A 12,497-nucleotide genomic window follows, 5' to 3' on the forward strand; every position below is an offset into this window, starting at 1 on the left:
GGAGCCGGACTATCGCGACGCGGGACCGGTCGCCCAGGTGGAGCTGCCATCGGGCGCGCTCGCATGGCTGGTGACCGATCACAGCCTAGTGCGCCGGGTGTTGGCCGATCCAGTGTTCTCCCGGGAACACGCCAACCGTCCCGAAGTGGCCCGGCTCTCGACGGAAGTGCTTCCGGCCGAAGCGATCTTGGCGACCGACCCTCCCCGGCATACCGAGCTGCGGACCTTGATCGCGGGAATGTTCGCCCCGCGCCAGGTCGCGGCGATGGCCCCGGCGGTGACCGATCTGGCGAACGCTCTGGTCGATGCGTTGCCCGCGACCGGGGGGCCGGCCGATATCGTGACCGGGTTCACCGAGCCGTTCGCGGCGGCGGTGGTCTGCGAGATGTTCGGTGTGCCACCCCGTTTCCGGGAGCAGGTGTTCGCGCTCGGGGACGCGCTGACCGCCAGGGACGCGACCACGGCGACCCTGGCCGCCGCGCGGGACGAGTGTGAAGACCTTGCCCGCGCGATGGCCGCGGAGAATCGCGTCGGGTTGTTCGCGATGCTCGGTCAATCGCCGGGCGGGGATGAGGACGTACTCAACCTGATCATCGCCTGCCTCATCGGCGGCCGGGGATCTCCTACGGTGTTCCTGTCCAGCACGGTGTTTGCACTGCTGCGGGAGCGCAGCCATTACCGCCAGCTGGTGGAAAACCCTGACCGGATACCGGCGGCAGTGGAGGAACTATTGCGGTTCGTCCCGGTCGGTGTAGGTGGCGGGTTCACACGGGTGGCGACAGCGGATGTTCAGCTGGGGCCGGTGCTGGTGCGCGCCGGGGAGGCGGTAATCCCAGCGATGCACGCCGCTGGTCGCGACCCTGCCGTGTTCGCCGGCCCCGACGAACTATCGCTCGACCGGGGAATGAAGCTGCCGCATCTGGCATTCGGGCACGGTGCCCACTACTGCGTTGGCGCGGGACTCGCCCGCTTGGAGGCCCGCATCGCCCTGGAGACCCTAACCGTGCGGCTGCCGGATCTGCGGCTGGCCGCGCCCGCCGACGCAGGGATCTGGCGGCAAGGCCGGGTAGTTCGGTCTCTCGAACGATTGGATGTGACATGGACGCCAAACTGATTATCGACACCACGCGCTGCGGCGGAACCGGTGTCTGCCTGCCGATCGCGGCGCCCCATCTGCGCCTGATCGACGGCCACGCCACCGCCATCGACGCCACCACCCTGGCTATCGCCCAGGCGCGCGCGGCGGCAGCGTGCTGCCCGAATGAAGCCCTCACGGTGTGTGAGGTTGCGCCTGGAGCTTTTCGGGTCGCGGCACCGATCGTCACACTCGGCCCGGACGGAACCGACGCCCAAGCCGAAGCGGAAAAGCATTCCGAGGCAGTGGTGTTAGTGCAGTCCTTCGCCGTGGCGATGCGCACCGCTGCCGACGACGCCGGGGTGCGGGCGTTGGTCGCAGCCGGGTATCTCGCGCTCGATGAGCAGTCCCGCGCTACCGATTCGTGGGTCGATCAGCACTTCGCCCACACCGGGGTCCTGCGGCTGGAACGATGCTGGGAAAGTCCAACCAAGCCAATGTGTTTCGCTACCCGCCACAATCTCGCTGGGCGCGGCACGGTCGCGACGGTGGCCACGCATCCGGCGACGCGGGTATTCGCCGCCCACCATGCTCAGGGTGCGCACCTGATCACGGTGAACGCCAAGCCGCTCGCGGCTGCGGCGGCCGCGCGCGGGGATGCTGATGCATGTATCACCTCGGTGGATGTCGCGCAACGCTATCCGGAATTGGCGATCAGGGCCGAGTTCGCGCCGACGATGGTGTGGTTGCTCTACGGCAAGGCAGGCTGTGATGACTGATCTGCCCATCGTGGCGGTGCTGGGTGCGGGGATCATGGCCAACGCTGTCGCCAAGGTGCTTGATGCCCACGGATATCCGCTGCGTCGCTACAACCGCACTCCTGCGGCGATCGAGGGTCCGGCGGTAGCCTGCGCTTCGGCGGCCCAGGCCGCCGAAGGGGCGGGTGTGGTGTGGAGCTTCGTGCACAACGACGAGGCCAGTCGCGCCAGCTGGTTCGGCCCGCGCGGAGCACTCGCGTCCGTCACCGGTGGCATCGTCATCGAAAGCTCCACGCTCTCACCACGTGCCGCCGATGCGTGGATGGAGCGCGCCGCGAGCGCCGGGGCTCATCCAGTGTTGGCGGCGGTGACCGGAAGTCGTGTCGGCGTCGAGAACGGCACTCTGCTGGCGTTCGCCGCGGGTAGCACGACGGCCATGCATCTGGCCGAGGCCCTGCTGTCGGTCGTGGCCTGCGAGGTGCTGCACTTCGACCGCGCTGCCGACGCGGCTGCGGCAAAACTGCTCAATAACGCCCTGGCGGCGACGATTCTCACAGCTCTGTCCGAAACACTCACCGCCGCTAGCGCATTCGGTCTCGATCAACGACAACTGATCGAGGCGTGGTCTCGGTACGGATGGGCTGCCCCGGTCACCAGCGCCTACGGCGAGGCGATGCACGGCGGGGCTCACCGGCTCACCGACTGCTCATTGCGCGTGATCGCCAAGGATCTGCGGTACCTGCGCAGCGCCTTCGACACCCCGGTCCCGCCCTTGATCGAGGCGACCGCCGCCCGCTTCGCCCACGCTGACGCGGCAGGACTTGGGGACTACGAAATGTCTGCGATCAGCGAATCAGACTGGGGTACATCATGATCGGGCAGGAATGTGACTGGTTCGCACATGCCGCCACCACCCCGCAGGCTGCTCGCGCGCAGGTCAATCACCAACTCGCCGTCTACACCGAGACGGCGCGCGATTGCGCGCGAACCCACCTGAGCGAAGAAACCAGCGTCTGTGTGTCCGGGTCGCTGGCACGCGGGGAGCCTTCCTGTCGCTACCGCGACGGCGGCTATCTGCTGGGTTCGGACGTGGATCTGGTGGCCGTGCTCGACCACGACGACGATCACGGCGTCCTGTGCGTGGAGAAGTTTCTGTGCAGCGTGCGCGAACGTCATCCCGAGATCGACACCACCGTGTTCGTGCTGCACCGGCCAAACCTGCGGCGAGTATCGGGACGGTTCGGGGCCGACTTGCACCATGCGGCGACCCAGCCGCTGTCCGGCCGGCCATTGACCGGGGTCGCCGCGCCCCGCATCAGCGAACGCGAAGCGCTGGAAGGGATCACACACCAACTGGCAACGATCTATTGTCCCGACAGCCCTGCGGGGACGAACCCCTGGCAGAGCAAGACAGCGTTGGAAGCCCTGCGCGCGGTCGCGGCCCGCGATCTACCCGGCCCGCAGCGCTACAGCGCCCTGGCCGATGATCCAGCCGTGTGCGAGGTGGCCGACCCGATGTTGGTCGCGCGGCTCGTACGTGCCCGCGAGCTGAACACCGCGTCGCCGATCGCCGCGCATCACTGCTATGAGCTGGTAGTAGCGGCGATGTGCTGCCTTTTCGGCGTCGCGATCGGTCACCGGGAGCTCATCGCCGCACTGCATACGCCCCGCACTGGAATGCATGTGCTCGACGGCTTCCAACATGCAGTAACAGCGGCGACGATCATTCTCTACGGGCCGAGCCGGCTGCGGCAGTCCGCCGCCTCGGCGCTGCACCTCATTGTCACCGCGATCGACCGCGACACCCTACCTACCTCCCGCGACGCTGTCGACGCCTTGGTGCGGATCTCGCCGGTGGAATTCAGTCGCGGCATAGACCATCCGAATCACGTTCTGCATCAACATCTTCAAGCCCTGCGGCGCGACTACTACAGCTGGCTCGGTCCCCACAACTTCGGTGCGCGGCCGGTGGCGAACTACCGGGGACCCGCCCCCGACACCCGTATCCAGGAGGTTGACGCATGATCGAATGGCCCGACTGGGTACACACGCTGCCCACCCTTGCCACGCCCTACCCTGGCGGGCGCGGATATCTGATCGCGAGCCCGCACGGGCAAGTGGTGCTCTGGTCTTTTCCCCACGGCGCGCTGGTTCCGCGCCACCAGCACGGCCCGCAGATCGGCGTCGTCGTCGCCGGCGCGGTGGAGCTGACAACGGAGGGGATCACCCGCAGAGTGGCGGCTGGGGAAAGCTTCGCACTCGGGAACCAGGTGCCGCATTCGGCGACCGTAGGACCAGGAACGCTGGTGGTCGAAATATTCTCCGACAACGACCGCCATACCCCGACCCCGCCCGCATCGTGACGGTCCACATCCTTGAGGCCGCACGAGTTCTCACCGGCCGGGGACAAGTCCTGACCCCCGGCACAGTAGTGCTCACCGATCGGCGCATCGTTTGGGTCGGCCTGTCCCGACAGTTGCCCAAGCCCTGGGCAGCGGTACCGGCCACCGCGCGAATCCGGTTGCCGGAAGCCACGATCCTGCCCGGTTTGATCGACGCGCATGTACATCTGAGCTTCGGTGGCGCACCGAGGCCGCCGGTCGCGCTGCTGGCCACGACGCGTATGGAGGTGGCCGCCACGATCCATGCGGCGTTGCGGCAGCTGCGGGACGCTGGGATAACCACCGTGCGTGATCTCGGCGCGCCCCGGTACATCGACAGCAGTACCCTGGCCGACCTCGATGCGGGGCCGCGCGTACTGACCGCGACCATTCCGCTTACCGTGGCCGGAGGTCACTGCGCCGGGCTCGGCGGCGCGGTCAGCGAGACCGCCGAAATTGATCAACTCGTCGCGGCCAATGCCACGCGCGGCGCCGACTGGATCAAGGTCATGGTCACCGGCGGTTTCACCACTGGCGGCCGATCCTCTCCCTACGAGCCCCAGTTCACCGATGACCAGCTCGCCAGGATCGTCACGGCGGCCCGCGCTCACGGCCTGCCGGTCGCCGCGCACGCGCACGGCTCCGCCGGAATCCGCCAGGCTGTCGGCGCGGGCGTCGATTCCATCGAGCACTGCACCTGGATGACCCCCGACGGATTCGACCTCGATCACGGGGTGGTGCGCGAGATAGTCAATCGGCGAATCATGGTGTGCCCCACGATCAATCACCACGCGCGCGATGCGACAGGGCGTTTGCCGTGGGCTGTGCGCCGCGAGCAATTGCGAGTCATGCTCGACGCAGGTGTCCGGCTGATTCCGGGAACCGATTCGGGTATTCCGCAGACCCCGCACGACCAGTACGCGTATTCCCTGCCTATCTGGACCGATCTCGGATACAGCGCGGCCGACATCATCGAACTGGCCACCGCAGCCGCCGCGCAAGCGCTCCGCATCGACCATCTCACCGGTACGCTCACCGCCGGACACGTGGGCGATCTGATCGCGGTGCCCGGCGATCCGATGACCGATCTCGGGGCGCTGACCACTCCTGTCGTGGTCGCGACCGCTGGGCACCTGCACTACCCCGACACCACAACCACAGCTGAGGAGAACACCCGACCATGAGTGCCAGCGGCCCTACCCTGTCGTCGGAATACGCTTCCGCCACAGCACTACAGATCCGCATCGACGCCCACGACCATCACAGCGAGCACCCCGACGATCCCACGGGCGCGGTCTTGAGCCTGCTCGAGCTGACCGGCACCGAAAACCTCGCCGATATCGGGTGCGGCGATGCCCGTTTCCTGGCGCAGATAATCACCGGAGGACACCGTGGGCGGGTGGTCGGTGTCGATACCTCGCCCGCCATGGTCGCGGCGGCCGCCGCCATCCCCGGAGTCGATGCCACTCTCGCCGACGCGGAACACCTGCCCTTCGCGGACGAGGAGTTCGACCGGACCACCGCTCGCCACATGCTTTACCACGTTCCCCATCCCGACGTCGCCTTGCGCGAATTCCGTCGCATCACGCGCCCTGGCGGCCATGTCGTCGTCACGGTCAACCATCCCGGAACCTGCGCGCACACACGGGAACTGGTGGCGCGTCACGCCCGCCGGTACGGGCTTGATCCGGTTGAGGAGATGGCCAACAGCGTCACCTCGTCCACGCTGCCGGACATGATGGACTCCGTGTTCGGCAACGCCAGCGTGCACCGCTTCGACAACGCCTTGGTCTTCGCGAGCCCGGCACCGCTGCTGCGATTCGCCGAGGCGCTGTTCTCCTTCTGCGGAGTCGATCCCGATAGCCCCCATCGCGCGGAGATCCGCGCTGCGGTCTCCGCGGAGATCAACACGTGGTTCGCCGCTCACCCAGGCCAGGCGTGGCGTGACCCCAAGGGCTATATCGCTGTCGTGGCCACAGTCAACTGACCGTATCCCTAGGAGGATTCGTACCCGTGAAACTGCTTGTCACCGGCGGAGCCGGATACATCGGCTCCGTCGTCGCCCACAAGCTCGTCACCGCAGGCCATGAGGTCGAGATCATCGACAACCTCTCCACCGGTTTCGCTGCCAACTTGCCCACCTCCGCACGCTTTCACCGGATGTCGATCCATCAGGCCGCCGACATCCTCACCCCTGCCGCCGGTTTTGACGGCGTGCTGCATTTCGCCGGGTCCATCGAAGTGGCCGAATCAGTCGGTAACCCTGACAAATACTGGGCCAACAACATCGAAGGCTCCCTGGCATTGCTGCGCGCGATCCGGGCAGCAGGGGTGCCGCGGCTGATCTTCTCCTCCACGGGCTCGATGTACACCGGTGACGGCAAAACCGCATTCGATGAGACCGCAGAAGTCCGGCCGAAAAACCCCTACGCGGCCACGAAGGCGACCGTTGATCAGCTAATCAACGGGGAATGCGGTGCATCCCAGGTGCTGGGGGCGGCGTCGCTGCGATACTTCAACGCCTGCGGCTCCGTGCTCACCGCCGACGGAACCCACCTGGGCGAACGTCACGACCCCGAATCGCACCTGATTCCGATCCTGCTGCAAGCCGCCGGCGGGCAGCGACCGGAGTTCACACTGTTCGGCACCGATTACGAGACCCGCGACGGCACCTGTATCCGCGATTACATCCACGTCGCCGACCTCGCCAGCGCACACCTGCTCGCACTGGACGCGATTGCGCCCGGCCGCCATGAGATCTACAACCTCGGCAACGGCGCCGGACACACCAACCGGGAAGTCCTCGATACCGTCCGGAAGGTCACCGGTTCGAACTTCCCCGTCAGACTCGCCGAACGACGCCCCGGCGACCCTGCGGTCTGTATCGCGGCCAGCGACAAGGCACACCAGGAGCTCGGCTGGAAACCCGACCACGCAGATCTGGACACCATCGTCAGCGATGCCTGGCGATTCCATCGGGAGCTGTACGCGGGAAGCTGACCACGGAGTACCGGCCGAGTCTGGGCCGCCCCACGGGTTTGGATTCGGCCCGCCAGCGGTGGTGATAAGACGGCAGGGGAATGTGTCGGTAGTCGTCGCTACGTTCGGCCCTGAGACCGGATTGACTCCGAGTTGATGGGGGCCGAATGAGCTACTTTCCAATCGTGATGGCACTGCTCGCCATCCCCGCGTTTCTTGTTCAGGTCCGAACTTACGGCCAGGACGGATGGCTGGAGGTACGTCCCGGTGCACGCAAACGCCAGCGGCGGATCAAGCGACTCAAGGAGGTCGTGGAATCACTGGACACTGATGACCCTCCACAGCAGATCGAACAGGAACTCGCCGCCGCCAAGCGAGACCTCGAATCCCTCTTCGTGGTGACGACCGACGCCAACGAACAACGAGTCACGGACCGCTCGGCGGTGATGTTCATGTCCCTGATGGCAATGGTCTACCTCGTGTGGCTCCTGCCGATTTCGATTGGCGTCGGCATACCGTTCTACGTGGCTGCGCTGATCTGGATCGGGCCATACATCAACGCGAGGCAGCGTCGGCAAGCCCGGTGCCTGCTGTATGTCCGACTCGGTGCACGCTCGGATGTCCCGGCCATCCCTGAACTGTCGTGCTGGCCGTTCGTCTCACGCGGAATCAGCGCGTTCCGGATGACGCGATGGTTGAACATGTGCCTGGGCAACGGTGAACCATGTGCGCCGCAGGACATCACTGCTGAAGAGATCGCAGCACTGCGAACCAAGATCGAGCAGTGGTGCGCCAACCCCTGGTGGCGACGGGCTGAGAGCCACTGGGAATCGCTCAGTGCTGCACTCTCGCGCGTCGCCCAGCGGCGACCATCAACCGATCCGTAGCACGAGTCCATGTCTGCCGCCCATCAAGTCTCGGCAGCCGGCCTGACACTGCCTGCGGGTCACCGAGTCTTTATCGGTCGTATCCGCGCTCGTTGAAGTGATCGCCGATGTCCTGATCGTGCTGCGGTGGCAAACGTTCGGGTTCGCCCGTGGACGCCGAGCGATCGGATTCGCTGGACCCGACTACACCGAAGTCACGTGCGCCGTCGAGCACACGCTGCATCTGGGCTGACAGCTGGTGGTCCTGATCGGTCGGGACCGGTGGAGGTGCCTGTATATGCCTCCCATCGTGGAAACCGCCCCGCACATCCGTGGGCGCGTGTTCGAGAACGACTACCTCAAACCGCATTTCTACCGCTACCTCGATGCGGGGTCGGGGTGGGTCGCAATGCCCCGGCCCGCGCTGGCGCGGCGCTCTCTCGATCCCGGATACTTCGACGGCCGGCCCGTGGATTTGACCGGTATCACCGACGATCCCGAGACCCGTGCCCTGCCGGGCCTGGGCTACGAAATGATCTTCGACGGCGCGCAATGCGTGCGCTTCGGCCGCGATGTGCTGGTCAACGTCGCCAACGCCAACCACGAGCACGGATTTCGTTGGCTTCAAAGGATGTTCCCGCAATTTCGCCTGCACCGGCTCGACGCCATCGCCGATTCCCACATCGACAGCATCGTGGTGCCGCTGCGGCCGGGCCTGCTGATGCTGCGCTCGATGCGGTACCGCGACATGCTCCCGGCACCACTTCGAGAGTGGGACATCGTAATACCGCCCGAACAGGACGAGTCCGTATTCCCCGACTACGGCCCGTTCGGCTTCCGCCTCACGAGCCGCTATATCGACATCAACGTGCTCTCGATCGACGAGAACACCGTGATCGTGAACTCACTCTGTCCGGATCTGATGCGCACGCTGGAGAAGCAGGGCCTGACCGTCGTGCCGGTCCGCCACCGTCACCGTCGCCTGTTCGGCGGCGGATTCCACTGCTTCACCCTCGACACGGTGCGCGCCGGCGGATTCCAGGACTACTTCGCATGAACGCCCTCGGCCCCTCCACCGAGGTCGCCACGGTGGGCGAAGCGATTGGATACAAGTCCGAATTGCTTTGGCGAATAAGGACTCTGCTGCGCGGGCTCGGCTTCGCCGAAGTCGTGACACCGGTCTTTCGACAGGCAGACGACCTGACCGGGCTTCGCCCGCCCGCCGAGGTCGGCGGTCGCGGGTTCCTGCGCAGCATGATCGGCCCGGCGCTGCGGTACAACCTGCAACACACCCCGCGCGTCTACGAGATCGGAGCCTGCTTCCGCCCAGACCAACCCGACCCCACCCACAGCCGCGAATTCTCGATGCTCGATCTCTACGCCGCCGACGAGTCATTCGAGTTCCTGATCGCTCTGGCCGAACGGCTGGTGCACCTCGCCTATCCCGGCCCGCTGCCGCGGATCTCAGTCGCCGAACACCTCACCGCCACCCTCGGCGTCGATCTCGTCAGCGAGACCCTCGACGCGCACACCGGGGCACTCGCCCAACATCTGCACCTACCCAAGAACACGCCGCTGCGCGATCTGCTCGATGCCTACATCCGGGCCGAGCTCGAGCCGCGCACCCTTGGATCGGCAGCGACACTGACCGACATGCCGTTGGGCGGCAACGAGCCGTGCGCGCAACGCCGTCGCGGCACCGCAGCGGTGCTCAACCGGTTCGAGGTGTTCATCAACGGCCTCGAGGTGGTGCACGGCTACGAGGACGAGACCGACACCGACGAATTCGTCACCCGCGCCCGCGGCGTCGGACTGTTCAACCCCGAGCAGCAACGCATCGTGGACGCCGTACGGGACGGCACCGTCCCGGCCCACAGTGTCGGCCTCGGCATCGGCATCGAACGGCTGTGCATGGCTGCTACCGGGGTCGCCGATATCGCCCAATTTCGGCAATCCGCATGCTTCTGAGAACGCAGCATCGCCGGGCACACCGGACCTGACGCCACGCCCACGGGCGCCGAGTCATTGCAGCGGGGGAAGCCAGGAGACCGCGTTATCGGCAAAGCTCTGCTTGACCGGCACCATGTCGGCGTGATCGTCCAACGCCATTATCGTGACCCCGACCAGGCCGGCCTCGTCGCCTTTGGACGCCATGGTCGATCCGCAGGTGGGGCAAAACCCGCGGCAGATCTGCGGGAACGTCTCGAACCAGGTCGGCTCCCCACCTGGCCCGGTCCACTCGAATCCTTCTTCAGGGAAGGACACCCATGACATCGCCGGCGCACCTGAAAGCAGCTGGCAATGCTCACAGCTGCACAGATGCGGAAAATCGGGGTCGCCGGTCGCGGAAAACCGGATACTGCCGCAGAGACAGCCGCCGTTCACTTAACTCCTCGGTTGTTGGGCACCATCCACGAATCAGTAGAGCCTGTCGTCCATCCGATGTCTCCACCGAGCAGACACCGACCCACTCTGCCACGCAGCCGCCAACGAGTCCGACTACATGGCGAAGTTGTCCAGCCGCCATGTGGATGCCCGAGATGATCTCGCCCCGTCGATCTTCTGCCGCGCCGCGCTGACCGGTTTGCTCAGCGCGGTATGCGGCAATACAGTGCGGTGGCGCCAGCACCCCGCGGAACTTTGAGGCGATCAACGTGAGCAACCTGGCCACCTTCGACTAGGACTACCGAGTGCCGAATGTTCGGAATTCGGGCACGTCTCCAATCCAAGCCGTTTCCCCGCCGCTACCATCGCCCCGCGCGTGGCTGGCTAGTGCATCAGCTCGGTGTGGGCGTGCTCCAGCGCCGTCGGGCAGACGTAGAGCTGCTGGTCGTAGCCGCTACCTATTTGGACCGCAGTGTGGTTGAAGCCGATAAGTGGTTCATGCGCCGGTTCCTCGTGTGGGAGCCAGCTGCTGTCGCCGCGGGCCTCGAACGTGGCGATGGTCAGTAGGGCATCCATGTCGCTGCCGCAGGTAGGGCAGAGCCGGGGGTGGGGATCGGTGGCGCCCCAGCGAGGCCAGCCGCCCACCTTCCAGCCGGGTGCGCCAGCCAACTCATTGTCGTAGAACTCCTGCGGGTACGACGCGTAGGCGCTGTCCACACCCGTCTCGGCCGCCTGCCACACGCTCCAGTTTCCAATCTGCTCTTGGAGTTCCTTGCTCAACTCCAGGTGGTCGGGGTATTCGGTGACCTGCTCCGGGTTGAGCAGGCACGGCTCGGGCAGGTAGTCGTCGAACTGCATCGCGGGCGGTTCGGGGGGCATGGCGAGGATGTCGGTGATTGTGGCGGCCGACCGCCAGAACAGCGCGGTCTTGGGCATGATCGGGTGGTCGAAGGGGCACCACAAGACCTGGAGCAGGTCTGTGCCTTCAGGCGTGTGCAGATCGGGCACGTCGCGCGCGTAGAGCTGCGCGACCGGCAGCATCGCTATGGAACCCTCATAGGGGGCGATCGCCAACGTGACCGGATGCTCCTGTGCCGGGCGGATTCGCTCGAGGGTCTCTCGTTCCTGCGGGGTCAGGGTCCTGCCGCGCGAGGCCGCACGGATCCGTCGTTCCCGCCTCACGTCCGTTGGGGACAGGGCCGGGTTCATTCCGTCCACTACATGAGGTCCGTCGCAGTGCGGCCACGGCTCGGCGGCGGGCCAGAGCAGCGGTCCGCCGATGGAACTATCCTGCGGTGACGGCGCCCCTGGGCGCGGGTGCAACCGGGTCGCCGTGCGTGCCAGCGGAGCCAGTCGAGGGAAGACGGTGGTGACGTCGAACGGCCGCGGCGGAGTGGTCGGGGTACTGGTCATAGCCGAGATCTTGCCGAATGGCTCTGACAACGTGCTTGCACAGCTCGAACCGGGTAGCACGGGCTTGTGAAAGATCAACGAACCGAGGACCTTTGGCGCGCCAGCCGAACGCACGCACATCGGCATGAGCGCGCACTTGAGCAGAGTATGGCCAGCAATCGGGTCGGGGAAGTTACCCAGTGGCGCCGCCATGACCCCGGGGCGTCATCGACACAACATCAGCGCGTCGACTTGCTTGATGCAGAGAAGCGGACGGATTCGATTCGAGGCTGATGCCGAGCCGATCTGGCCGCATCCGTGCTCGTGCCCGCATTGCCAGAAGCTGGCCGGTGGCCCGGTCGTGGCCTGGACGGGCTTTCCCCAACGAAAATTTCCGGTGGACCTCCGGCGAGCCGGACTGGTACAACACTTTCCCCACTACTCAGCGCGGGTCCTGCCCCACCTGCCACAGCCTCGTGGCCGCCCGCGACAGCGAGGGCGAGTTCCAGGATCAGATGGGCATCACGATGATGGCGCTGGATGATCCCACCGGCATCACGCCGGTTCACCAGTCTTGCAAGGACAATGCGGTGTCGTGGCTGCCGGTGATCGAAACCGTCGATTCCTGACCTCACACCCTCGCGCCGTGCCGCACCGGACG

The 12,497-nt window shown here is 66.0% G+C and carries 14 protein-coding genes; 12 read left to right on the forward strand and 2 right to left on the reverse strand.

The window, feature by feature from the left end; genetic code table 11:
- The first annotated feature begins 37 nt into the window (after positions 1-37).
- From D5S18_RS07715 to D5S18_RS07760, 11 genes are all read left to right on the forward strand, one after another.
- Positions 38-1,114, forward strand: coding sequence for a cytochrome P450 (locus D5S18_RS07715; RefSeq protein ID WP_239003613.1), 1,077 nt, complete (start codon positions 38-40; stop codon positions 1,112-1,114).
- Positions 1,099-1,854 (forward strand): ferredoxin, encoded by a 756-nt coding sequence (locus tag D5S18_RS07720; RefSeq protein ID WP_120039143.1) that lies wholly within the window; start codon positions 1,099-1,101, stop codon positions 1,852-1,854. The genes D5S18_RS07715 and D5S18_RS07720 overlap by 16 nt, the downstream gene beginning before the upstream one ends.
- The gene (locus D5S18_RS34385) at positions 1,847-2,707 is read left to right on the forward strand and encodes an NAD(P)-binding domain-containing protein (protein WP_158607826.1); all 861 of its coding nucleotides are present in this window, start codon (positions 1,847-1,849) and stop codon (positions 2,705-2,707) included. Before D5S18_RS07720 ends, D5S18_RS34385 begins: the two co-directional genes overlap by 8 nt.
- Entirely contained in the window at positions 2,704-3,858 is a 1,155-nt protein-coding gene (locus tag D5S18_RS07730) for a hypothetical protein (protein ID WP_120039144.1), read from the forward strand. Before D5S18_RS34385 ends, D5S18_RS07730 begins: the two co-directional genes overlap by 4 nt.
- Positions 3,855-4,196 carry a cupin domain-containing protein gene (locus D5S18_RS34795; protein ID WP_158607827.1) on the forward strand — a complete coding sequence of 114 codons (342 nt, stop codon included), beginning with the start codon at positions 3,855-3,857 and terminating at the stop codon, positions 4,194-4,196. The genes D5S18_RS07730 and D5S18_RS34795 overlap by 4 nt, the downstream gene beginning before the upstream one ends.
- Positions 4,193-5,398, forward strand: a complete 1,206-nt coding sequence (locus tag D5S18_RS07735; protein ID WP_158607828.1) for an amidohydrolase family protein — start codon at positions 4,193-4,195, stop codon at positions 5,396-5,398. The genes D5S18_RS34795 and D5S18_RS07735 overlap by 4 nt, the downstream gene beginning before the upstream one ends.
- Positions 5,395-6,201 carry a class I SAM-dependent methyltransferase gene (locus tag D5S18_RS07740; RefSeq protein WP_120039146.1) on the forward strand — a complete coding sequence of 269 codons (807 nt, stop codon included), beginning with the start codon at positions 5,395-5,397 and terminating at the stop codon, positions 6,199-6,201. The genes D5S18_RS07735 and D5S18_RS07740 overlap by 4 nt, the downstream gene beginning before the upstream one ends.
- A 26-nt stretch (positions 6,202-6,227) precedes the next feature.
- The gene (galE, locus tag D5S18_RS07745) at positions 6,228-7,214 is read left to right on the forward strand and encodes a UDP-glucose 4-epimerase GalE (RefSeq protein WP_120039147.1); all 987 of its coding nucleotides are present in this window, start codon (positions 6,228-6,230) and stop codon (positions 7,212-7,214) included.
- Between the two features lie 146 nt (positions 7,215-7,360).
- Complete coding sequence (locus tag D5S18_RS07750) at positions 7,361-8,080, forward strand: ABC transporter ATP-binding protein (RefSeq protein WP_147403884.1); 720 nt, start codon at positions 7,361-7,363, stop codon at positions 8,078-8,080.
- A gap of 277 nt (positions 8,081-8,357) precedes the next feature.
- Positions 8,358-9,116, forward strand: a complete 759-nt coding sequence (locus D5S18_RS07755) for a hypothetical protein (protein ID WP_203236648.1) — start codon at positions 8,358-8,360, stop codon at positions 9,114-9,116.
- A complete protein-coding gene (locus D5S18_RS07760) occupies positions 9,113-10,027 on the forward strand; it encodes an amino acid--tRNA ligase-related protein (protein ID WP_120039149.1) in 915 nt (304 codons plus the stop codon). Before D5S18_RS07755 ends, D5S18_RS07760 begins: the two co-directional genes overlap by 4 nt.
- A gap of 54 nt (positions 10,028-10,081) precedes the next feature.
- Here D5S18_RS07760 and D5S18_RS07765 read toward each other — a convergent pair whose 3' ends face one another.
- Entirely contained in the window at positions 10,082-10,444 is a 363-nt protein-coding gene (locus D5S18_RS07765) for a GFA family protein (protein WP_120039150.1), read from the reverse strand.
- A gap of 384 nt (positions 10,445-10,828) precedes the next feature.
- The gene (locus tag D5S18_RS07770) at positions 10,829-11,857 is read right to left on the reverse strand and encodes a hypothetical protein (protein ID WP_120039249.1); all 1,029 of its coding nucleotides are present in this window, start codon (positions 11,855-11,857) and stop codon (positions 10,829-10,831) included.
- Between the two features lie 455 nt (positions 11,858-12,312).
- On the opposite strand from D5S18_RS07770, the gene D5S18_RS35595 reads away from it, so the two are divergent.
- Entirely contained in the window at positions 12,313-12,465 is a 153-nt protein-coding gene (locus tag D5S18_RS35595; RefSeq protein WP_239003614.1) for a hypothetical protein, read from the forward strand.
- Positions 12,466-12,497: the final 32 nt, after the last annotated feature.

The sequence above is a fragment of the Nocardia panacis genome, assembly GCF_003598715.1.
In the GTDB taxonomy this organism is placed as follows: Bacteria; Actinomycetota; Actinomycetes; order Mycobacteriales; family Mycobacteriaceae; genus Nocardia; species Nocardia panacis.